Source organism: Candidatus Goldiibacteriota bacterium HGW-Goldbacteria-1 (assembly GCA_002839855.1).
Classification (GTDB): domain Bacteria; phylum Oederibacteriota; class PGYV01; order PGYV01; family PGYV01; genus PGYV01.
This window is the reverse complement of record PGYV01000011.1, coordinates 30,657-55,798: the sequence shown is the minus strand read 5'-3', so window position 1 is coordinate 55,798 and position 25,142 is coordinate 30,657. Positions and strand designations below refer to the sequence as shown.

15 protein-coding genes are annotated in these 25,142 nt (G+C 42.7%); 5 read left to right on the top strand and 10 right to left on the bottom strand.

Going from position 1 to position 25,142, the window contains the following annotated elements; all coding sequences use genetic code 11:
- The 3 genes from CVV21_11120 to CVV21_11110 form a co-directional block, all read right to left on the bottom strand.
- Positions 1-4,774 (bottom strand): hypothetical protein (locus tag CVV21_11120; protein PKL90825.1); only part of this gene is annotated, 4,774 nt, incomplete at its 3' end.
- 44 nt (positions 4,775-4,818) lie between these two features.
- On the bottom strand, positions 4,819-5,067 hold the full coding sequence (locus CVV21_11115; GenBank protein ID PKL90831.1) for a competence protein ComFB: 249 nt from the start codon (positions 5,065-5,067) through the stop codon (positions 4,819-4,821).
- Between the two features lie 54 nt (positions 5,068-5,121).
- Positions 5,122-5,445, bottom strand: a complete 324-nt coding sequence (locus CVV21_11110; GenBank protein ID PKL90824.1) for a hypothetical protein — start codon at positions 5,443-5,445, stop codon at positions 5,122-5,124.
- Between the two features lie 220 nt (positions 5,446-5,665).
- Between CVV21_11110 and CVV21_11105 the strand changes: the two genes are divergently transcribed.
- Positions 5,666-8,050, top strand: coding sequence for a hypothetical protein (locus CVV21_11105; protein PKL90823.1), 2,385 nt, complete (start codon positions 5,666-5,668; stop codon positions 8,048-8,050).
- 13 nt (positions 8,051-8,063) lie between these two features.
- The gene (locus CVV21_11100; GenBank protein PKL90822.1) at positions 8,064-9,761 is read left to right on the top strand and encodes a hypothetical protein; all 1,698 of its coding nucleotides are present in this window, start codon (positions 8,064-8,066) and stop codon (positions 9,759-9,761) included.
- A 9-nt stretch (positions 9,762-9,770) separates the two neighbouring features.
- Here the strand turns inward: CVV21_11100 and CVV21_11095 are convergent, their stop codons facing one another.
- The 7 genes from CVV21_11095 to CVV21_11065 form a co-directional block, all read right to left on the bottom strand.
- The gene (locus CVV21_11095; GenBank protein ID PKL90821.1) at positions 9,771-10,430 is read right to left on the bottom strand and encodes a hypothetical protein; all 660 of its coding nucleotides are present in this window, start codon (positions 10,428-10,430) and stop codon (positions 9,771-9,773) included.
- Between the two features lie 13 nt (positions 10,431-10,443).
- A complete protein-coding gene (locus CVV21_11090) occupies positions 10,444-12,714 on the bottom strand; it encodes a hypothetical protein (protein PKL90820.1) in 2,271 nt (756 codons plus the stop codon).
- Between the two features lie 22 nt (positions 12,715-12,736).
- The gene (locus tag CVV21_11085; GenBank protein ID PKL90819.1) at positions 12,737-13,738 is read right to left on the bottom strand and encodes a hypothetical protein; all 1,002 of its coding nucleotides are present in this window, start codon (positions 13,736-13,738) and stop codon (positions 12,737-12,739) included.
- Between the two features lie 21 nt (positions 13,739-13,759).
- Positions 13,760-17,089 (bottom strand): hypothetical protein, encoded by a 3,330-nt coding sequence (locus tag CVV21_11080; GenBank protein ID PKL90818.1) that lies wholly within the window; start codon positions 17,087-17,089, stop codon positions 13,760-13,762.
- Between the two features lie 235 nt (positions 17,090-17,324).
- Positions 17,325-17,870 (bottom strand): hypothetical protein, encoded by a 546-nt coding sequence (locus CVV21_11075; GenBank protein PKL90817.1) that lies wholly within the window; start codon positions 17,868-17,870, stop codon positions 17,325-17,327.
- Positions 17,867-19,243 carry a leucyl aminopeptidase gene (locus tag CVV21_11070; GenBank protein ID PKL90816.1) on the bottom strand — a complete coding sequence of 459 codons (1,377 nt, stop codon included), beginning with the start codon at positions 19,241-19,243 and terminating at the stop codon, positions 17,867-17,869. Before CVV21_11070 ends, CVV21_11075 begins: the two co-directional genes overlap by 4 nt.
- A complete protein-coding gene (locus CVV21_11065) occupies positions 19,233-19,925 on the bottom strand; it encodes a hypothetical protein (GenBank protein PKL90815.1) in 693 nt (230 codons plus the stop codon). Before CVV21_11065 ends, CVV21_11070 begins: the two co-directional genes overlap by 11 nt.
- A 117-nt stretch (positions 19,926-20,042) precedes the next feature.
- Here CVV21_11065 and CVV21_11060 point away from each other — a divergent pair, with 117 nt between their 5' ends.
- From CVV21_11060 to CVV21_11050, 3 genes are all read left to right on the top strand, one after another.
- The gene (locus CVV21_11060; GenBank protein ID PKL90814.1) at positions 20,043-22,079 is read left to right on the top strand and encodes a hypothetical protein; all 2,037 of its coding nucleotides are present in this window, start codon (positions 20,043-20,045) and stop codon (positions 22,077-22,079) included.
- Entirely contained in the window at positions 22,076-22,444 is a 369-nt protein-coding gene (locus CVV21_11055; protein PKL90813.1) for a two-component system response regulator, read from the top strand. Before CVV21_11060 ends, CVV21_11055 begins: the two co-directional genes overlap by 4 nt.
- Before the next feature lie 76 nt (positions 22,445-22,520).
- Positions 22,521-25,118 carry a hypothetical protein gene (locus CVV21_11050; GenBank protein PKL90812.1) on the top strand — a complete coding sequence of 866 codons (2,598 nt, stop codon included), beginning with the start codon at positions 22,521-22,523 and terminating at the stop codon, positions 25,116-25,118.
- The last annotated feature ends 24 nt before the right edge of the window (positions 25,119-25,142 follow it).

Sequence of the window (25,142 nt, the reverse complement as noted above, 5' to 3'; positions counted from 1 at the left end):
CCGTTTCAGTTACTGTCTGTGTAGCCGTTTCGGTTATTGTCTCGGTAGCCGTTCGAGTAGCAGTTTCAGTTACTGTCTGCGTTACAGTCTCGGTTATTGTTTCTGTATTTGTCCGGGTAACGGTTTCAGTTACAGATGCAGTTACTGTCTGCGTTGTCGTCTGCGTTACCGTCTGCGTATTTGTGCCCGTGACACTGGGCGTAACCGAAGACGTCACGGTTGGAGTGGGTGTTTTATCTTCCTGAGTAGGCGTGGGTGTGGCGGTTAAAGTAACAGTCCGCGTTATTGTCCTGGTAGGAGTGGAAGTTGAAGTAATAGTAACAGTAGGCGATATTGTAAATGTTACCGTGATAGTGGGAGTAGGCAGGTCGCTTGTAAAAACAACAGTATCACTGATATCCCTGTCCGGTACAGCATTGGACCCAATAAGCGTAGTGCTTCCCGGCACAATTATATTTGTCTGCGCGCTTTCATTATATACGGAAACTGTCCCGAATCCAGAAGCGTCAGTTGTTCCGGTTACAGATGCAGTATTAAGTCCTGATACCCCCGATAAAGTTGATGAAATAAACATCGCGGCACCCGAAACATTAACACTTATTGCCTCAGCTGAATTAACCCTGTTTTCATATCGGTCAACCACATACAGATTAATTGTGACAAGAGCGCCAATTTCCACATACTCCTGCGTGGAAAGCGCCCTAATATGATCCGCATTACCCGGCAGCCATGTAAGAACAATATTTTCATCCCTGTCCGGCATTGAAACTGAACCCGCATAAGAACTATCCGGCGAAACAGTAACACTTTCAGCCGTGTAATTGATTACTGTAAATGAAGCTTCTCCTGTCAGAATGTCAGTTTGTCCTGTAATAAGGCCGGTCCCAATCCCCGACACTCCCGTTAACGTGGAAGCCGTGAATGTCGCATTGCCTGAACACGCAACAGAAACAGAATGCGCGCCGATTACGGTTAATCCGTCGCCGTCCACCACTTTTAAAGTAAGCGGCTTCTGCGCGCCCGCGGTTAATGTGCCGCCCGCGCTGTCTTCTATAACTACATGGTCGGCTCCCGCCGCTACAAATCTGACTTCAGTGCTTTCATCATAAAAAGGCGCACCCCACGCTGAAGAGTCCGGAGTAACTGTTATAATACCTGTAACTGAACTTTTTAAAACCAAATCAGCATATCCGGATAAGTTTGTCTGTCCGTAAACAATACCCGTGCCGGCGCCGCCCCATCCCGCGGGAACGCTGTCAAAATATCCGCCGGCGCCTGCAGTAACTGTTACATGCCTTGCGGCGCCTATTGTATTGCCTTCAACATCTTCAAGATATATCCTTATGGGCTCGCCTGTGCCAGCCGCGCCCATAACTGCAATGCCGTCATCAGCGCGCGCTGAAATGTGGTGAGGCGGAAGAAATATAAGGTATGTCTTTTCATCCCTGTCAGGAAATGCCTGTGACCCGGCAAGGGCAGACTGCGGCGTCACTGTTACCGGTTCCGCTTCCATGTCATTTACATAAAATTCAGCGTAGCCTGATAAATCAGTATTCCCGTAAACCATATTGCCGCCGGGCGCTGACCAGCCAACCGGAACAGAGACAAAATAAGCATTATTATTCATCGTAACTGTTATCGCCTGCACCACAGCCATTGAATTACCGTTTATGTCCACCACCTGCGCGCTCATCATAAAAGGCTCGCCGGCAGGAAGATTTTTGCTCTGCGGATACAGCCTTATGTGGTCAGGCGCGGAAACCGAGAAATAATATGACCTTCCGCTTTTGGCTTGATTACCCTCCACCCCTTCCACGTAAGCGTGCCACACACCTTCCGGCCCCGCGGGCGGAATAACAAAATCATTATAAAAAACTTTATATCCGGTGCCCTGGCTGTCATAATCCATCGCAGCGTATGCCGACACCGTAACACCGGAAGGGTTATAAATAATGATATTCGCCCCTGCAACGTCATAAGCGCCAAAAGGGTCTGAAACCTGCGCGGCAAATCTTACCGTCCCGCCGGACGCATGCGCGTCTTTTGTATTCCCCGCGGCGTCATAACTTTTAATCCAATCAACACCCACATATTCCGTTGTATAAACAGCAAGATTGGAGCGTTCCGTTGAGTTATGATAAATATTAAAATGAGAATCGTTGTTTCCCGTGTTTTCAAAACGAAGTACAACTTTATACCCGGCAGGTATTTCAACCGGCGCGGTTATATTCACATTCCTTGTGTACACAATCTGCGCTCCGTCAGCCCTGTTTATGTTGTTGAAAGCCGCCGTTCCTATAAGAGCGGAGTTGAATCCGTTAGTATAAAACAAATACGCGGTGCCGTTCATACTTACGCCGCCCGTACTTAATATAAGAGTGATTGGAATATCCTGGGTTATCCTAAGCCCCCGGTATAATTCGGGAGAAAGCGCAAACGTCACGCCCGTGTACCTTGGCACCATTGTATAACTTACCCCTTGGGCTCCGCCTGCCGCGGCTGTATCAGTAAGGGTGGTAAGGCTTCTTATATGCACTGCCGGCGATTGAACAGGCCCATGCAGCCACAAAGTCTTATTTACAGCGTCTTTATAAGCGGCTGTTGTTTCTTCAGATACTTCGCAGGAAACAAACGGGAAATTAATACCCGTAAATAAAAGTTTTGTTATATCTGTTTCGCCGCTTTCAGCGGTGCCGGAAACCTGTTTTCTGAAAACTATATGATAATCATCGCCGTTATTTATATGAATATCCGGCTTCCCGTTTCCGTTGGAATCATAAGCCGGGTTTACGTAATCCCACGTTCCGTCCCCGTTTGTATCGCCGGCAATCTGAACCGAATCACTGCCGTTTAAAATATATGTCGGCCAGCTCTTTGTATGCGAAGAAATACTGATATCAAAATTACTGTCAGCTCCCGAAGTATTGCTTGCCGTCAGGTCAATATCACCGTGCTGCCCGACAGACACAACCTGGGATGTCTGCGGGTTAACCGACAGCCCGCCGACAATTATTTTAACTGTTTTACTGTCGTTATTGGTGTTCATATCGGCAATGCCTGTGTCGCCCGCAAGGTTTGTGTACATCTTTATTGTATATTCACCCGCAGGCACTGTGCTTATATCAAACCTGCACCCCGCTTCTGCCTGCTCTGACGTCGGCACTATAAGATTGACAGCCGTAAAAGTGGAATCAACAGGGTTGAATCCTGCCGGCCCTGTGATGCTTATACGGACAGGCAGGTCTGTCCAGTCCCTTAACCCGTAATTTACAGCAGTCCCGGTTATCATTACATATCCGTCGCTGTTCTGATAAGCCCTGCCGTCCGCCGGGCTTGTTAAAGCCAAAATTCCGGTATCATGCAGTTTCCCTTTTCCGTAATCTATTTCATTCTGCATATCTGTCTGCGCCTGTCCGTTTAAGGTATTTCCATATCCCCATATAATTTCCGCCACAGACCTTTGCCCCGCCTGAATGGCTCCAAGGTTCCATTCAAGTGCCGTTGAAGCCTTTCCTGAAAAAGAATTTGAATTTGTAAGAGCCGCCTGCCTTATTTTCAGCCAAAGCTGATTCTGATTGCTTGCCTGATGCGCCGCGCTTGAAAGAAAGCCTGAAAATCCGCCGTAAGAAATAACGCTTCCCGAAGAATTGTATCCAAGCATGGTGTCATTAGCCGCGTCAAAAGAACAATCATTTCCGTTTTCAGAACCATTCAGGCTCCAGTCACACCCCTGAAAAAACCTTACATTAACTGCCGTACCCGGCCCGTTGTTGGTAATATAATAAATTGTCGCAAACCATTTTCTATTGCCCCTTATTATTGTCTTTTTATTTACAAGAAAAGGAAGTTCTGTGCCTCCAACTGTCGTCTGAAAAACAGTGCTTATTACAGCTTCTGTCTCACCCCACGGCGTATTATTAAGGTGAGTGTACGTTGTGCTTGTGTGGGTAAAATCCCTGGTAACAGATGTGGAAGGGTTGCCGTATTGAAAAGTATTTCCGCCATAAGTGTACCTAAGCGCAAGCTTGGCGCCGCTGTCTGTGGAAAAATCCTGTCCAAAACCGTTATCCCCGCTTCTTCCAAGATGGTCATATAAATCAATTCCATTTATTACATCAGCTTCCCCGTTATACGGATAAATAATAGCCGACATCTGGCCGGCGCTTTGCAGCGGCTCTTCAACCATTATGGAAAAATTAGGCTGCGGCGGCGATAATACAACTGAATAACCGCTTACAGGGTCATCATAAAAATAAACGTGCCCCTTATCAAGATACCACTTAATATCACTTTCATCATTTATAATTTCAACGCCGTCGTCCCTTAATATTTTCCTTACCCTGTACCCTTTAGGCACCGGCACTTTCATGCGGTACCACTGGCCGTCTTTTTTGCCGGACAGCTCCGCGCGATAGAGCGTGTCCTTAAGTTTACGGACCTTTACCGATGCTTCTCTGTAATTCTCATGCCCTTTAGGCGCGCCTTTTCTGCCGGCAAGTTTTTGAAGTTCAGAAGGTTTTATAGTTGTTTCGGAAACACGCGCGTTTCCATTATTAATTTCACGCTTACTTCCCCCCACCACTTCACCGGTTTCATCAAACGACCTGTAGATATATACTTTTCCCGCAGGGTCATAAGCGGTGTAATTTTCCGCCCCATTGGAAACACCTGCAAAAACAGCACAAAACGCGCATAGAAATATAAACACACGCGTGATACATGCTAACCGCGAGCGCTCTAATAAAGCGCCTGTAACCGCCCCCGTTTTAAACATAACTTACATATACACCAATTCCTTAAGATTTTCAGTGATATTAATCATTGATGCCTTTGATGCGCCTTTACAAATTCCACAGCTTTATATACTTCCCTTGTCACATCGGCCATAAACTGCATTTCCATTTCCTTTAATTTGGTAAAAATATGCCCCCTGTCCGTTACTACATATCTGGCAGGAAGGTTATTTAAAGCATACGCAAGTATATCCATCTTACACCTGTCGCACTTGCATATATCTTCCCTTGACTCAAACTGTTCTTCAATATTTCTTCTGGTGATGTCTTCCATATAATTCTTGAGTATAAAGCCTTCTTTTTCCGCCTGCATTTTCCCTGCCTCCGTTTATATAATTATATTTTTTAATAATTCCTTTATTCTTTTTAAACAAATACCCTTGTCTGAAAACTCTTTAATTTTTCTGCATATAAAAACATCTTTTTCCGTATAAATACGCCTTTGCGCAGCCCTCATTGGAAGTATCAGCTGATGACGCTCCCAATTTCTTAATGTCTGTTGGTGTACATTTAGAACCTCTGCGGCCTCATTAATAGAATAAATTCTTTTATACAACTTAACCGCGGGCATAACTGTATCTTCCATAATTAATAACATCCTCCTTATAATATATACATTATAATTATACTTTTTTAGCATGCCAATTGTCAAGTACTTGATAACACTTTTCGAAATACCCTTTATTTATAACAAAATAATCTTCTGCCCTGTGAAATTGTTAATTACATACCTGCCGCATCAAAGAACCGGATAGTGACAAATATACATAAACCCTTTGTATTTTATGATAAAAAATCATTTTCCTTTACTTTTATCCCGTCATCTTCTATAATTAAATATGTTAATTATGTAAATCAGGGAGGTTTTCATAGTGAAAACAACACACCGATTATTATCCTTAATTTTTATTCTGTCATTTCCTTTCCTTATCTATTCATCTGTAACTTCTGTTACTGTGCAGAATTACGGCTATGCCGGCCAGTACCTTCAGGCCACAAGTACTGACAATCCGGTTTTCCACCTTAAAATAAACGCCGATGCGCAAGGCGACACACTTACACATTTTGCAGTGCAGAATTACAAAGACAGCTGGTACATAGGTTCTGCAGTGGAACCGGATTCAATTGCGCCAAACAGCGTTAAGTTATGGTATATGCCTGTTGACGCGCCGGAATTTGACCCTGCAACAGCGGTGCTTGTAGGCACGCTTCCTTCCGATTTCACGCAGACTTCAGGCAATAATAACTGGTGGTATAATAATTTTAATTTTGTGGTATCAAACAATTCCGGATTATGGGTTACAGTTGATATTTCCGGATCACCCGGCCAGGGCACAGTTGAATTTCAGGGTGAAAATATTTCCTTTAACTCGGGAACGGCGGATATTTTGGACCTGCCTTCATCGCCCCCTGTAATGCTTATCACTCAGACCACACCCGCGGACCTGCTGGAAATAACCCACGACGCCGGCACAATGCAGCCCGCGATTTCAACAGGCCAGGAAAATATTATCCCGTTTTCCTTCAGATTCTATAACGCTTCGGGGCCAAATTCCGCTCCTATAGTGGCGGCAGGGCTTACCTTAACCGTGCAGACTTTTTCACCGCTGGGTGTAACACTTGCCCCGTCAGCGCTTATACAGTCAATAAAACTTCAGGACAAAAATTCAGGGACAGTTTACGGCACCGTGTCAGGCGCGTCAATCCCATCTTCCACAAACCCAATTGAAATACCGCTTTCCCTTCTTAACATACCCGCAGAAACAACTATTACGGCAAACGTCGTAATAAGCGCGGTTTCATCAACAATAACCGCGGGAACTAACTTTATCATTTCACTTAACGAACCTTCTTCCTTTTTGGCTTATGATTTTTATACTATAAAAACCGTCACAGTTGCAGCTTCAGCCGTTGACACAACGGGTTTCCCTATCTATTCAAACTTCACCACTCTTCAAAAAAACTGCAGCGAAATCAGCGCATCATTTACGGATATAATCCCTTTGACCATAAACGAAGGGCAGGTCAATGTGCCCCTTGTAAAAATGATTCTTAACAACCCGGGCAATTCACTTACAGCTTCCGGCCAGGTTTACAACCTGAAACTTCAGGTTACCGACAATTCCGGAACGCCTATCATCCCCTCATCACTTTTTTCAAAGATATCGGTAACAGACCTTTCCGGAACAATAATTTACGGCATTAAAGACAGCACAATTGAATCTTCCGGCAGCATAATAAACATACCCCTTATAAATTCAGTTGGAATTGCTTCCGCATCATCAGCCACAGTTACAGTCAGGGCCAATATAAGTTCTTCAACAACCGCAGATGATTTCAGAATTGTAATTGTGCCGTCTTCGGATATACTTGCGCGCGACATTAATTCATTCTCGCCGGCTTCTGTCACATCAGCTTCATCCGTGTACACTTCGCCTTCAGCCCTGCTTTCAAGTTCGCTTAAAGCCGGCGTTACGCCTTTAATGCCAAAGACACTTTATTCAGGACAGGCAGATGTTGCAATAATGCAGATATCTCTTTCATCCCCTCTTTCATTCGGAGAAGGCAATACAATAATGGCATACGGTATAACCCTTACCGCCCGCAATATTGACGGCGCGTCGGTCAACGCGGACGCATTTTTCTCCTCAATTAAAGTCTCAATTCTTTCGCCGGCAGTTTCCGATTCGGCCGTGATATCAGCGTTTTCATCAGACACGATATACATACCTTTTTCATCGCCTATTCCTTTAACATCCACCGCTTCTACAATAATCACTGTTACAGGCGATATCAAAGACAACGCGGCAGCCGGCAATGTCCGGCTGGTACTTAATTCCGCCGCAGCAATCGGGGTTTATCAGTATCTGGACCCGCTGAAACCGGTGGCTGTATCAGCTGCATTAGGGCAGACATTCCCGATGAGTTCCGGTACAGGTGCAATTGCCGGCGCTTCTGAAAAACTATCTTTCTCTACATATCCAAACCCGTTCAAGTACGGGTCAAAAGCAGCGCTGTCATATTATCTGGACACTGCTTCCGAAGTTACAATAAAAATATATGACCTTGCCGGACGCATGGTAAGGACAATAATGGAAAATAACATACTGCCTGCCGGCGCCCGTGAAAATGACTTCTGGGACGGCAAAGACAATAACGGCAGGACTGTCCTGGCAGGGACATATCTTGCCAAAATAGAAGCAGTATCTGCCGGAAAAACAAAAACCGAAACTAAAAAAATAACGTTAATAAAATAACGGGGAGTCAAAAATGAAAACAAAAATACTTATTATTCCTGCGTTAATAATAATTACCATATTACCCGCAGCGCTTTTTTCCGGAACCCTGTCATTCTTTAATGACATAAGCGCTAAAAACTCTTCCCTTTCCGGAAGCGGTGCGGCTTTTTCCAAAGAAGCTTTTTCTTCTTTTGTTAATCCTGCCGGCCTTGCGCTGCTGGAAAAACAGTCAGTCTCTCTTGCATTTTATAACTTGTTTGAAGGTTCTTACATCAGCGCGGCTTCTTACGCGATGCCCATATTAGAAGCCGGCACTGTTTCTGTATCCGGGCTTCTTCTTGATGCCGGCATAATAGAAGAACGCGACATTAATAACATAGTAACAGGTGAATTCAGCGATTCTTATAAATCGGTATTGTTATCATACGCGTATACCATGTTTCATAATTACAGCGCCGGCATAACTATAAAGTATTTAAATCATGATTTTTACGGCATATCTTCGTCAGGCTATGGAATGGATATGGGAGCTCTTATTAAACTGCCGTATGATATACGCCTTGCCGCAGGCATTGTTAACCTGATTAAACCTGTTTTTTCATATAATTCTTCATCGTCTGATACTCTAAGTTTACAATACCGCGCTTCTCTGGGCTATGAAATACCGGTGATAAATGATATACAGGGTATGCTTCAGCTTAGTGCCGGCCTTTCAAAAGAAGAATTCAGCCCTGATATGCAGTGGTCAGCAGGCGCATCCTATTCAGCATATGGAATTGGCACGGTTTCAGGCGGCTTAAATTCAGAAGGATTTTCAGCGGGTGCTTCAATTACATTATACGGATTCACGGCGGATTATGCTTATGTAAAAATGCCCTATGATTTTTCACACCGATTCGCCCTGTCTTACGGCTTTGGCGACGATATCAGGGCGGCCGAAAACAGAATTAAAGACCAAAAAGAAAAATTAAGGTCAGAACTTGTGACAAAAATAAAAACCGAAACGCTTGATTCCTTGAAACTTGATATAGAAAAAGCGTTATATTCACAGGACTATGACGCAGCCGCTGCCGCAGCCGATAAAGCACTGGCATGGGAGCCTTCCAATGCATTTTTTACGGCTAAAAAAGATGAAATTACGCTTTTATCAAAAAGAAAACAACTGTCATCTTTATTTGTCGAGGCTGATAAACTTATTGAAGACAAACTTTATATTGACGCCATGGTATCTCTTAAAAGCATCCTGGATATAGACCCTTCCAACAGTATTGCCTGGAAAAAATTCCGCGACACACAGGAAATCGTAAAAAAACTTGGCCAGGAAAATATTGTTCAGGAACAGAAGAACCGGGTTGTTATACAGAAAAATTTTGACGCCGGCCTTGATCAGTATACCGCCGGTAATTACGCGGCTGCCATTGAACAGTGGGATAAGGTCATAAAGGCCTCCCCGCTTCAGCGCCAGGTATATAATTACATAAAAAGTGCGCAGGATAAAATCCGCACAGTTGAAGTTAAAGCCGAAAAGCAGAAATCAGAACGCGAAAAAACCATTTCATCGCTTTACAATAAAGCAGTGCTCCAGTACACAAAAGGGGAATTTCAGGAATCAATGAAAACATGGCAGCAGCTGCTTGAACTTGACCCCGATAATGCGGATGCCAAGACAAATATGAAGAAAATAACGGAAGAATTTAAAAAGGTACAACAGCAGGAGCTGGGCTGGTAATTTTAAAAATCAGCCCGCAAAAGCAGTGAAAAAGTGTTTTGTTTTATTATACATATAGATAAATTTTCCCGGGACATCCTTTAAAAAGTCCATATAATTTACCTTTTCGGATAAAAGTGAAAATATCATTGCAATCACAAGTACATTCATCAGGTACACAAAAGACAGCGAAAAGAATATATTGCTGTCTTCGTGAAAATCACTCTGTGCTGTCTTCATTGAATAAAGCGTAAGGGCTATATGAAAAGACAGGCTGGCCCCTATTAAAAAAGCAATATATGGCAGGTACTGTTCTTTAGCGATAATATAGACCGCCAGAAATATGAATGTATAAAGCGGAAAAAAATACGGCGCCAGCGTAATTACAAAATTTGTCCTGTTAATAAGCACCCTTCCCCCGCTGGCTGACACTTCAAGTTTTTTTGCCTTTCCGCCAAAAAGAAAAGCCCAGAAAATATGAGTTAATTCATGCGCCATAACGTGCATAAAAACAGGTTTATATAACACAATATGAATAATTAGGTACACCGCAAAACCTATAAAGAATCCCAGTTCAATGCGTGAATTTATCGTAAGATTTTTAAGGATATCCGTAAACGCAAGTGTGACAGGAAAGCACAGGATTATGGTTATTACCGTAAGTGGCAAAGCAATCATTCTGTTTTTCATTATTTAATTACTGTCACACTCCGCCGATGGCGGAAAGCCTTTGATTTATCTCGTCAAGCCGCTTTTTAGCGGTATGATTTTCCGCATCAAGCAGCAGAATAGCTTCCAGTTTTTCTTTTGATTCCTTCAAGGAACCCTTTCCATAAAGTTCCATTGCCTCTGAATAAATCTTCTTTATTTCATCTTCTATTACCGGTGTTAAATCTTTTATGTACTTAAGGGCAAACTCACTGCTTGGGTCGATTTTAAGTATTTTTCGCGATAAAGACATGGCGCCTGCCAGTTCCCTTGCACCATAGGCTTCTTCCACATTTTCGTGCAGTTCTTCAAGCCTTAACTTTAAACAGTTTTTTATTTTTTCATGATAGTCCTTGGCCTTTTTATCAAGAGGCCTTTTTTCAATGACTTTTTTTATCTCTTTAATCGCACCAAGGTAATCTTCCGACGACAGGCATTCAATACATAATTTAAAAGCCTCAGCTGCCACTTCCGATTCCACATCATTGCCGAATTTTTCTCCTAAAAGCGCTGATTTTATTTTTTCATAATTTTCCGCTATTTCTTTTGAATCGGGTTTCAGGTCAAGTCCCCGCTTCAGATAAAGCATACCCTCAATAGGGTTGCCTTTGTCATTTTCTTCCATCCCGCGCTTATATAACGCTTCTATTTCACGCTTAAGTTTAAGTTCGGCGGCCTTATGCCGCGCACCCGCTATGTAGGTTTTTGCCTGCATATTATTCTGGTCAAGTTTAAACACTTCCTGCCATTTTAGGACGGCCGCTTCTATGTTGCCGGTTTTATAAATTTCCACGCCCTGCTCAAGAATTCCCGGTATCTGCGCGGCACGGCCTATGTTTTCTTCGGCGCTTTTAATATACGACTTAAGCTGCACATTGCCCGGGTCAAGGCCAAGCCCTTCCTGCCATTTTACAATCGCGCCTCTGATATTTCCCTTTTTATAAATAAGCATGCCTTCATTAATTATGGTCCTTACATTTTCCTGATGCTGTTCCGAATTTAATCCGGCTTTTGCCGCCTTTAAATTTTCTGCCGCTTCCTTATTATCAGGAAATTTTAGAAGCAGTTTTTCAAATACCAAATGAGCTTCACCAAATTTTCCGGAATCTAAAAGCTGCTTTCCGTGCTTTAATTCTGATGTCTGTTCTTTGCTTCCCTGCTCTTTCATCATGGTGTCAAGTATAGACTGTGCGGACGATTTGCTTGAAGTAATACCTTTCATGGCAAGGTCCAGTTCCTGCGGCGAAGTGGCGTTCTTCTTTGCCTCTTCTATTGTTATCAAACCCTGCTTATACAGCCTGATAAGAGACTGGTCAAATGTCTGAAGCCCGTCTCTTTCGCCGTCTTTAATCATGTCTTTTATAAGCCCAAGCCTGCCTTCTTCAATAAGCCCTTTAATTGTCGGGGTGACTATCATTACTTCTGCCGCCGGAACGCGCCCCACGCCGTCCGCTTTTGTGACAAGCCTTAAAGAAATGACAGCTTTTAAAGCGCCGGCAAGCTGCGACCTTACCTGCACCTGCTGTTCCTTGGGAAAAAAATCAAGTACCCTGTTTATTGTCTGTATTGTATCCATCGTATGCAGCGTGGAAAAAACCATATGCCCGGTCTCTGCCGCGGAAATGGCTGTGCCCACAGTTACCATGTCCCTCATCTCGCCTATTAATATTACATCCGGGTCCTGCCTTAAAACATAACGCAGCGCGTTTCCAAACGAATCTGTATCAAGGCCCACTTCACGCTGGGTAATACTGCTGCGCTTGTCTGTATGCACAAATTCAATGGGGTCTTCTATGGTGACAATATGATGGTAATAAGTTTCATTAATGGCATTTATCATAGCGGCAAGAGATGTAGATTTTCCGCTTCCTGTTGTTCCGGTTACAAGTACAAGCCCCCTTGGATAAAGGGCAATTTCTTTTAAAACAGGCGGCATGTTTAATTCTTCAAGTGTGGGAATTTTTATAGGTATGGCCCTCATTACAACTTCCAGTTTCCCCATCTGCCTGAAAGCGTTTGCCCTGAACCTGGCCACCCCTTCAAGATTATATGCCAGATCCATTTCATTGGTCTCTTCAAATTTTTTACGGGTTTTTTCATCTGTCATGGTCTGTATTATTTCGCGCATATCCGCGCTTGATAATATTTCCATTTCAAGGGGGGTAAGCCTGCCGTCAACCCTCATTATTGGCGGCCTGCCTTCTTTCAGATGAAGGTCAGACGACCGTTTTTGTATCATTAAATGGAGCAAATCCCTTAGGTTCATCAGTAAAGCTCCCTTATTTTATTTAAAAGGTCATGCTTACGCCGAACCTGTGCGTGTTTTCAAGCATCACGTTCAGATAGTGCTGGTAAGCGTAATCAACAGAAAAAGTTTCCATTTCAACGCTTGCTCCGGCGGCAATTATGTAGCAGTCATTGTTGGGGTCTACCGTAATACCGCCCCTTAATGCCACTTTCTGTACCTGCATTGAGCGGTCAAGAAGAAAACCATATTCAACAGCGCCCGAATAAGCGCTTATTTCCGGAGAACCTTTGGAAGTCTCATCAGCTTTTATCTCGCCTGCAAGTAAAAAATCCGCGGTTATTCCGTAATATGCCCCCAGCCTTAAAGAGTACGGCACTTTTTCAGCCAGTCCGCTGCTCCATGTAAGCTGTGAAATTATGTCTTTAGCGGTAAATGCGACCGCAAGATTCTCTTTAAAAGCGGCATGTACGGAAGCGTCCGCTGAAAAACCTGACGCGCTTACTGTTTTACCGTCCACTTTCAAATCGCTGTTATTTCCAAGATACTTAAGGTTAACGCCCACAGAAACCTTGGGGTACTTATATTTAATCATTCCAAAATACTGGTTTACCTGCATCCCCCACGATAAAAGCGCTGTTAATTCCGACCAGTCAAGTTCCGTATCACCGGTGAATTCCGCGCCAAACTTAACCGAAGTATAGCTGATGCTTGCCCCCAGCGCGCCGTAACCGCCGGTGTCGCCCTGCCCGTAAGCGACAAAAAAGTTTGAAATATTGCCTTCGCCTATGCCCAGCATTGACGGCACATAAGTTAAGCTCATGCTTTTTTTCTTGTCCAGCATAGCAAGCGCCGCGGGATTCCACCACGAAGCATTGCCGTCTGATGCTATCGCGGTATAAGCGCCGGCAAGCCCTGTGGGCCTTGTCCCGGCCTGCGAATCAAGAAACGTACCGCCCTGAAAATCTGACTGCGCCGCGGATAAAACACCGCCGGATAACAATATGGATATACCACATACAAAAAATATCATCTTCTTTTTCATCTGTTTTATCCTCTTCCCCGGTTATTTTATTACAGCTATAACCCTTGAAATATTCTCTTTTCCCGATGTTTTTTCAATCTGCATCTTTATTACGTATACGCCGTTTTTCACATACGCGCCGGAATCATTCTTGCCGTCCCACGCATAATAATATTTCACTTCAGCGCCGTAGGGATTAAGGTCATTTCCCGTAAACAAAGCGGTATCAGATGAGTTTTTGTATTCGCTTTTCCTTACAAGGGCTCCATTTAAGCCGTATATTGCCACCTTAATATTTTCCACCCCGGTAATGGAATCCGTATAATATATCTTTGAACTTTCCTTTACGGGGTTAAAACCTTTTGTGCTTGAAAATTTAAAAGTAGCCAGAGGAACCGCGGGAGTTACATACATAAGGGCAAATACGTTATTTGCCGTAATTGACGTAACAGAAAATTCAAAATAATGGTCTGTGCCGTTGGTAATGGCATTCCCGGGATTTACCACCTGCGTCCAGACATTGCCGTCCCATCTCCATACTGTGATATTTGTTTCATCCATGCCAATGGCAGTCAGCGTATTTATTTCAGGGGTTCCAAAATGCAGCCTTACAACTACATTTGCCAGCTGCTGATTTATGGTAAGCGGCAGCTGATGAGGTGAATTTAAAGCAAAACTTATGGGGCTTCCAAGAACGGTGTTTGATGACGGAAGCGAAGGCGCCGTTACGTTGGATACCGTAATGGCTGTGGGAGAAACCGCCGTGCTTCCCTGGTCTAATATTCCCGCGCTTGGCTGTACAAGATCTGTTATTCTCATACATGTGGCGCTTGTTTCACCAGAACCTGTCAGATTTACATACGTAACGTTTGCTGTTGTAACATAAAAATTATAGGAATATGCGCCGGGGTAATCGTTCTCCGAAATCGCGGTAATATTAACGGTGTAATTGCCGTCCGCCAGACTGACCGACGGGGTAAACGACAATATGTTTGTCCCCGAAACGTGCGATACAGAACCCTGAACATTGTTGCCATTTGAATCCTTTACCACTATTGTGGAAGAATTCCAGTCAACCAAAGACGTCCCGCCGGACAGTATAACCGCGCTTATTTTAGACACCACAAAATTAACCTGTGTTGAAGTGGAATCTGACAACGCCAGGGTGGAACCGGTTGAAGACTGCACGGTGGCTCCGTTATTTGGCACGTATGGTATTGATGTATCCGCAACCGTAAAGCTGAAAGTTTTTGCCTCTCCGATATTATTTGCCGCATCCACAGGTATTACCATAAAAGAATACAGGCCGCCCATTGTTATAGGGCTGTCCGGTTCATACTTTATGGTCCATGAACCGTCGGCATTGGAACCGCTCCACGTCACTTTTCCGCTTACGCGCGTCCCATAAGGGTTGTACAGAATAAAAGTTGAAAGGTTTTCAGGCCCGGCGCCCACGCCGGCGTCTGTCAGCATTATTCTTACCGGGTTTTGCGCTGTAATTGCAAAAGGCTGAACAATTTCATTCTGTGAAGGATACTCCGAAGAAGTTATTATTACAGGCGCTATATTATCCGCCGAAGGCACTGTCTCGTCAGCTTCCACCATGAAACTTGCAGTATCCTGTAAAGACGCAAGGCCATAACCTCTTTCATCAGAAATATGGCCGACTGTTTCATCATAAAAATAACTTGGGTAAGCATGGTACTGATAATACCGGTACGAGGCATTTATTGTACCGCCCATACCATCACTGCACGTTACAATCTCGTTTACAATTTCAGAATCCGGTTTTACTCCCAGGGATTTTCCTACAAGGACGCTTTTTGCGCTAAATGAATATATTCCGGGATCCGAAATATCATCAACTAAAAAAACGCTTGTGGTACCCGTGAATTTGCCGCCGCCCTGATAAGTTAAGGGGTTTGCAAACACAGAATCCCAGTCATTTCCTTTTTGATCATCACCCCTTGAGTATATGGGAGCTTCAGGATACCCGCAGGGATTGCCTGGAAGAGTGGTAAAATTAAAGCCGGACATGGGAAGGCCATCCCCATAATTTGGAAAATCTATAAAGGTATATATAGGATCATTATCTACCAATGGATTATTATCAGTCCCGTACTTTGCCAAAATATTCCCGGCGCTGTCATAAAGGCGGGTATCAAGATACACATAAGGGTAATTTCTGTAATCGTGATTAACACCGGCAATTTCCGGATAATCAAATCCAAGGTTCTGTAAATTGGCAGGCGTTGCATTTGTAAGTTCGTAATTAACCACAATAATTGCCGCTATCTGCGGTTCGGCCGGATTAGAGTAATGAGTATCAATGGAATAAATTGTGGTTTCAAGCTCCACAGTTGTAATCTTTAATGCCGCGGCTTTGGTAATAGTGGTATTGCCGGCGTAATCAGTCAGCAGGAAAGAATATGAAAAATCCCCGTCGGCCTGTATTGTACCGGTATTGCTTTTACCGTCCCATAATATTGGCGCGTTATATCCGGAAGTCCCGTCAAGAACCATTGTCTTAATGGTAACGCTGTTATAATAAATATTAAAGTTTATGGTGCTCTTTTCATTAAGGTAATAAAACAGCTGAAACAGCCCGGTGTTTGGATTATACGGGTTCGGGTGCGCGTCAGGAATGCTGATAGAAGGCCTTATGGAATCCAGCCATATATTTCTTGGCGCGGTAAAAGGGTCATTTCCCGCTTTTATAAAGTTCTTATTAAAATGCCCTTTAACATTTGCTCCGGACAGGTCAAATTTATAAGCTTCTGTGACGTTAAATATGCAGTTATAAATCCCGTTATTAAGAACAGCGTCATTATGAAGCGCAAGGTTGCCGTCGTCAAATAAAGCTATACCCACGGCAGACTGCGCGATATCCACCGACGCGTTGCCGCCGGTTACCGGCATGCCTGTTGCCGCAGTAAAAACAGCATACTCCAGAGACATATAATCATTTAATAAATTTCCCGCCTGAAGATTGCCGGCGTTTAACCTTAAGGTATTCTGCGATGAATTATTGGGGTTTGGGGAATAACCTGTCACCCTCCACGTGCGCGTTCCGTCATAAACATAAAAAGGATTGGCAACCGTGGGCCCGGAAACAGGCAATGCTGCCGAATACACATAGATATCCGTCGCAGTCACGGAAACAGCGGATAATGACGCATAGGTCTGCAATGTGTCTATGACCATCATTTGAAATTTTACATCACTGCCAATCCTGCCATAATTTCCGGCAGTGGGAGAAACAGTAAAATCAAGCGATGAAATAACGTATGCGGCTTTAATATTGGCGGGAAGAACAGCTAAAACCAGAAATAGAGATACCAGAAAAAATAATCTTTTCGAGATATTTTGCAAAGTATCCTCCTAAACCTGAAAATGATTTCTTATAATATATAATATCATATTCTTTTTTGTTGTCAACCGTCATATAAAGTATTATTTTTAGCATCTTGTTAATTTGTTTATTTAACCAATTACCTTTTCGCCTTTATTTACTGCCTTCAATTACTGCTATTTGTCCATAAAGACAAAAAGGAGGCAGGTATTATAATACCTGCCTCCCTTAAAAAATGTTCAGTTTTTGCTTTTATTAGAAATAGTACCTTATAATCAGCGAATTAACCGCCGCGCCTTCAGCAAGACCAAAATAAAATTCATTTTCAACATCCGTATGTTCATCGCCGGGTATTGTTATCTTATTTTCCGTCCTTGTCATTCCCGCTGTCATTCCGACAGCGCTTGCAATACTTAAATTTTTGCTAAGCGGAGTAAGAAATACTTCCAATTCAATCCCCGCGTTTATTCCAAAACTGATACCTGTGGAAGTAAGCCCTGTTTGTGAATACGCCGCAAGGCCGAAACCCGCGCCGCCGACAAAATACCCGTAAACATCCGCCGCGTTAAATACAGGCAGCGCCACTCCTCCGCCTAATGACACGGTTGTGGCATCCCTGTAAGAAAGTCCGGCATAAGCGTCTATTGCAAAATTATCACCCTGCCAGAAACGCATTACCGCCTTGCTTTTGAATACATCAATTCCCAGCGCGATTTTGTCGGTATACGGCATTTTCTCTTCAGCAAAAACAGACAAAGAAAACAACATTAATGCAGCCACAAATACTAATAATTTTTTCATGCCTTTTTTTCCTCCGCTATTTTTTCCGCGAACTTTAAAAGCAGCCTTAAACCAAAACCGGATGCCCCTTCAGACGCGTATGTTTTTCCTTCCATATTATATGCTGTCCCTGCAATATCCAGATGAGCCCACTTAACGCCGTCCGCGAATTCTTTTAAAAACATCCCCGCCGTTATCGCGCCCGCCCTCTTCCCGCCTGTATTTTTAATATCAGCGGTCTTGCTTTTTATCATCTCACGGTATTCTTCCCATAACGGAAATTCCCATAAACGTTCACCTGTTATTTCCCCGCACTCTTTTAAAAGCGCCACTATTTCAGGATTATTCCCCATTACCCCGGCTGCGTTGCTGGCAAGCGCCGCCGAACACGCCCCGGTTAAAGTGGCAATATCCACCATTACATCAGGTGAATATTTTTTTATGGCATATGTCATCGTGTCGCAAAGAATCAGCCTTCCTTCGGCATCAGTGGAAATAACTTCAACGGTTTTCCCCGACATTGTTGTCAGTACATCACTTGGTTTATACGCTTTGCCGTCAGGCAGATTTTCCGTCAGAGGCATAAGCGCCGTGATATTTATTTTAAGATTAAGCTCTGCAGCCGTCTTCATCGCCATTATCACAGCAGCAGCCCCGCTCATGTCATATTTCATGTCTTCAATTCCGGATGAAGGTTTTAGCGAAATGCCTCCCGAATCAAATGTAATGCCTTTCCCGATAAATACGAGCGGTTTTGCACTTTTATTACCACCCTTATACTCCATTATTACAAGTTTCGCGGGTTCATCAGTTCCCTGTGCTACCGCGTAAAACGCGCCCATTTTATTTTTCTTAAGATCAGCCTTTTCCAGAACCGACACTGTCATCTTTTTTCCTGCAGCTTTTTTTGCCGCAGCAGCAATAAATGAAGGGGTGGCGCTGTTAGGCGGTGAATTTGCCAGGTCGCGCGCAAGCATTACATTTGCCGCTACAATATGTGCTTTTCTTGCAGCGGCTTCTTCAGCCATGCCGCAGCACGCTGTTATTTTAACAAACGGATTTTTATCCTTTTTTGATTTAAACGAATCAAAAGTATAAGCTGCAAGCAGCGCGCCTTCGCAGGCAGCCTCCGCAAAATTCGGCCCTATTCCTTCAAGCTGCAGCGCCAGGCTGTCAAGCCCCTGCGCTTTAGTTTCCAAGGATGCCATCGCCCCAAGCTCTCGCGCCATTTCCACGGTAAACTTTACACCATCTCCCGCACCCAATTTCAGAATGCGTCCGCCGTTTTCAAAATCAATCCTCTTTTTTTTGTATTCCATCTCTCCCATAATAAATCTGGCTGTCAGGGCAGCTTTCGCCTCCCCGGCGCCGTTAAGCAAAACTTCAAATTTCATGATTTTCCTCCACTTTGAACTGAAGAATGAAATCGCTCACTTTTTCTTCAATGAATTTATCCGTAAGTTCTATTATTTTTGTCAGGCGCGCCCTGTCCGCCTTAATGTCAAACGGGGCGGCAAAGACGCCTTTATTTTCAAGAAAGAGCATCCTTACATCTTCAAACGAATTCTCTATTTTAACGTCATAAGCGGCAGGGTCATCGGGCAGCGCCGGGAAAAAAATCCTTGTCCCAAAAATATGCAGCGGCCTTTTAAAAGGCCCAAGCCTTTTATCGCTCATTCCAAAAGCTTTTCTTAATATGTATTCCCTTGAATCGGCCTCCCCCGGAATTGTACCTGTCCTTCTAATTGTCGATGTGGCAGCCACACACAGGTTAATACCGGTTTCTTTGATAAAAAGGTCAAAAAAATCATCAATCAGGCTCATATAATAGTTAAGGCTGTTGCCGCACTGTTCAAAAGAAACAACAGCCCTGTCTTTCATTATTATATACTTAGACTGGTTTGACTCTTCCCCGCCCTGCATGACTATGGCACCGTCCGGCATTCTTCCAAACGATTTGATTCCGTGAGAGTCAGAAATACGGTCAAAGAGAGCCCTTATCTTTTTTTCGTCTATTTTTACAGGTATAAATATTGCCTCAAAAGCCACTGCTGTAAGCCTTGTATTTAATCCCATATTTCCTCCTTATTACACATAATCAATAATATCAGAAAGATTACTTTTGTAAAGGCGCATTTCACGCAACGTAAAACCCGTGGGCTTTATTATTGGATTTCAACCCGCGTTCTATTTATGGGATATGCCTTATCCTCTTTGGCTTATATATATCTTATGATTTCATTGACTGCTTATACCCCGCAGATGTATAATAACCATCAGACCTGCAAAACGACACGCCAAAACAGTTTTAATCTCCGCGGAGGGCGCATGAAACTGAAAGACAGATTTGTGTTAAGTTATTTCGCCGCAGGTTTTTTACCGCTTCTTCTGCTGGGAATCTGGAGCATAATAAACCTTAACAATTTGAACATTAAAACCATGTCTGCATTTTATAACGCGCAGCTCTTTCAGATAAATAATAATATTAACACCCTGCTGTTAAGTGTTAAACAGGATGTTGAAAGTTTTTCTGCAGATAAAACCCTGGCCTCTGTCTCTTATCATACTTTCACAAATTTTCTTGAAGCCGACGAAAAAACATTCAAATATCAATTTTCTTCACAGGAACAGTTAATAATAAATAAATTTCTTTCATACAAACAGGCACACCCTTATGTAAACTCCGTTTATATCGGATTTATAAACGGAGCTTTTGTAAGGTCTGAAATACGGCCAAGGCCCACAAAATACGACCCGCGTGTCAGGATATGGTATAAACTTGCCGCTGAAAATCCCGGAAAAACAATGCAGACGCAGCCTTATCTTTCGCTAACCTCTGATGACGTTAACATAGCCATGGCTAAAACAATTTACTTCAATAGCGAACTCCGCGGGGTTTTTGGAATTGATTTAACCCTTGATAGAATCAGCAATTTTGTACACAATATAAAACTGCTTAAAGGCAGTTACATAATGCTGGCAGACAGCAGCGGTATGATACTTACAAATCCCGACAAAACAAAACTATTCAAGCATATTTCAATACTTAACGGCAAAACAATAAGTAAAATTATGGAAAACCGGGAAGGATTCTTAAAAATTCCTATGGATAAAATACCATCGTATATTTTTTATTACACCTCCCCTGAATTGGGCTGGAAAATATGCGCCGTAGTTCCTGTAAGAACCGCGCAGGAACAAAGCCTGAATATATTATTCGGCATGGGGCTGTCCATAATAATACTGGCAATTCTATGCCTGCTGGCTTCATATTATATGGCTGATAAACTTTCAAATCCTTTTAACCGGCTGATTAATGATATGCGCGGCCTTTCCGAAAAAATAAAAAACCGCGGAAATATAGACAAAATAGATATCCGCGGAGATGAAGAGGTTCAAAACCTGGCAAAAGCTTTTAACAATATGGGTAAAAACCTTTCCGACGCGTACAAGGAACTTGACAGCAACTTTAAACGTGTTACCGAGCTGGATAAGCTTAAATCCGCTTTTGTCTCTATGATTTCCCACGAACTTCGCACTCCCCTGACAATTATAAAAGGTTCGTCTTTGCTGCTAAAAAAATCAATGGATACGCCTATAAACAAAAAACAAAGCGAGCTGCTGGAAATGATTGTAAACAGCGCGAATAAATTTCAGATTATAATAGAGGACCTTCTTGACATTACAAAAATAGAATCCGGGGTTTTTTCCGTCAAAAAAACACTCTGTAATATTTCATCGGCTGCGGATGAATCCATAAATAACGTTTTTGAGCCTGCGCGGCAGAAAAATATTATGCTTATTAAAAATTATAATGATGAACTATTCTGGCAGGCTGATGTTTTCAGACTTGGCAGAATCTTTTCCAACCTTCTTAATAATGCCATTAAATTTTCCCCGGAAAACTCCGGAGTTAACCTTGAAATTGAAATACTTCCGGGCAGCATGACGGGCTTTCCTGATTACCTTAAAAACACGATAAAACCGGATGAAGAGTACCTGAAAATTTCCGTAACAGACAACGGCCCGGGCATTCAGGATATTTATAAAGATAAAATATTTGACAAGTTTTTTCAGGTGGAAGATATCCTTACCCGTAAACACCAGGGTGCCGGAATCGGGTTAAGCATCGCCAAGGGCCTTTCAGAAGCTCACGGCGGCTTTATCTGGGTGGTGTCTGACGGTGTGGATAAAGGTTCCAAATTCTGCGTTATACTGCCAAAAATATGAAAAATAATATTATATACGTGGTAGATGATGAACCGGCCATATGCAGGCTTATCCGCATTCTGCTGGAAGATTCGGAATATGAAATTAAAGAATTCCACAGCGGCGCCGAATTCTTAGAAGATCTGCAGCACAGCCCCCTTCCCGGAATTGTCCTGCTGGATGTTATGATGCCGAAAATGAGCGGGTATGATGTATGCAGTTTCATAAAAAATGACCCTTTATTAAAATCTATTAAAGTCATACTGTTTTCAGCGCTGTCTGAAAATGAAATGAAAGGCAAAGCGGAAGCTTCCGGGGCAGACGCTTATTTTTCCAAAAATATGGAACTTGAAGAACTTCGCGAAAAAATAACCGGCTTCATCTGATATTTGTTTTAATACCATTTTTATTATATTTGACCTTAAAGCATAAAGTCGTATATAATTAGTATATGGAGACAAAATGCTTGCTTATTTTCCCATAGGTTACATTCATTATATAGCTTTCACCCTTTACGTGCTGATGGCCGTATATATCCTTAAAAATGACCTGACTTCAAAAATAAACATATCCGCGGCCGGTATGATTATATGTTTCTCCCTATGGTCGTTTGGTCTTGCAATAAAACATAATCCGCTTATTTCACAGCAGGCGGCTTATAACGCGGAACGCATAGGTTCACTTGGGTGGATTATCTTCCCGTTTTTTACCCTGTGGTTTTTTCTTGAAATTTCATTAAGAAAAAAACTTCTTAAAATACCCTTTTTACTTCCCGCGCTTTTACTTCCCGGCTTATTTTTTTATACTGTTGAACTTTTGGACCTGCTTCAGTTGCAGCCGGTGCATTCTGTTTACGGATGGTATTCGCCCTGGGCGGAATCAAAATTTCCGCTTTTCTTTCAGATATATTACCTGTCTTACCTTATTATAGGACTTGCGCTTCTGCTTGAAAACGCCTATAAAAACAGAAGTACAATAAAAAAAAGGCAGGCTCTTGTAATTTTCTGGGGCACTGTCGCCGCAATATTCGCCGGTACATTTTCAGAGTTTATATCCCCCAAACTTTTTAATTTTTACGGGGTCTTTACCGAATTGTCCGACTTATACGTTATTATATGGGCGGCATCAATAACTTACGCCGTTACAAAATTATCTGTATCCAAACCAAACCCGGAAAATCTGGCACAGAAAATTGTTTCCAGCATGAATGAAAGCCTTGTAATCCTTGATGATTCTTTTAATATCACTTATGTTAATTCTTCTGCTTCAAAACTGCTTGGAATTCCGGAGGGAAGCAGAACAATACATAACTTCGTTTCAGTATTCCCATATATTGACGCCGGCATTTCTTTTTTTGATAACATTGATAAAACTTCAGGATCAAATACAATAAAAACTTTTGCCATAAACTCCCTTGGTAAAAAAATTCCGGTCTCAGTTTCCATTACCCTTATCATGGAAATGAACGAAACACTGGGAGCGGTATGCCTGATAGAAGACAGAAGCGAAAGTATCTTTTTTGAAGAAATGCTGCGCAAAGAACGCGACCTTGCCAAGAAATACATTGATATCGCGGGCGTTATGCTTATAGCCCTAAATAAAAAAGGGCAGATTATCCTTATAAATAAAAAAGGGTGCGAGATACTGGGTTATTTTGACCGCGAACAGCTTATCGGAAAAAACTGGTTTGAATACTTTATCCCGGAAGACAGCGCCGCTGACTCAAAAAATGTTTTTGAAAGGCTTTCCAAAAATACAATTATTGAAGGTTATGTTGAAAATTACATCATCCGTAAAGACGGCAAACGCCGCCTTATAAAGTGGTCAAACGCGGTAATGTTTGACGATAACGGTATGTTCTCCGGCACAATATCATCCGGCGAAGACATAACCGAAGATAAAGCCTATCATGAAGAAATGGCAAAACTTGTGGCGGCGGTTGAACAGATACCGTCTATGATTATCATGACCGACCTGTGGGGAAATATTACATACGTTAACCCAAAATTCACGGAAGTAACCGGGTATACAAAAGAAGAAACAGCGGGGAAAAACCCGAAAATCTTAAATTCCGGCGAGACTAAAAAAGAAAAATATAAAGAGCTATGGGATACAATCTCTTCCGGGCAGCAGTGGAAAGGCGAGCTTCGCAACAAAAAAAAGGACGGGTCATTATACTGGGAATCCCTTTCCATTTCACCGGTTATGGATTTCAAGAAAAGAATATTCGCTTATATTGCCGTCAAAGAGGATATTACAGAAAAAAGAAAACAGCAGGAGATTCTGCGCCAGAACTATGAGAAACTTAAGGAACTGGACACCCTTAAAACCAATTTCACATCAATGGTTTCTCACGAACTGCGCACACCCTTAACTTCTATAAAAGGTTTTGTTTCTTTTCTGCTGGGCGGAGTGGGAGGTAAACTATCCCCGGAGCAGAAAGATTTCGTCATGACAATAAAAAACAATTCAGACCGCCTGCTCTCCCTTATTAATGACCTGCTTGACCTTTCAAAAATGGAATCCGGTACTTTTTCCATCAGTAAAAAAACCACTGACATAATCCCTGTTATTGCTTCAAGCATCAGAGATATTTCATCAATCGCTGAAAAGAAAACAATTGCCATAAAAATGAACTCCGCATATACTTCGCTTAACATAAATATTGACGAATATAGAATATCCCAGGTATTGATAAACCTTCTGAACAATTCAATAAAATTTTCCCCGGCGGGTTCGCAGATAGAAATAGAAGTAAAAGAAGCCGCGAAGGAAACAGTAAATTTACCGGAATATGAAGATATCACTAAACTTAAATCAGAAAAATACCTGACAATACGCGTCATTGACCACGGCCCCGGGCTTACAAAGGATAACGCACGCCGTGTTTTCGACCGTTTCTATCAGGTGGAAGACATAAACACAAGAAAAGCTCAGGGCACAGGTTTAGGGCTTAGCATTGTGGAAAACATAGTACAACTACATGACGGCATTGTCTGGGCGGATTCAGAAGGCCCCGGTCTGGGATCTGTTTTTACCTTTATAATCCCCTTACAATAATTCATACTATTTTTAGGAGGTTTT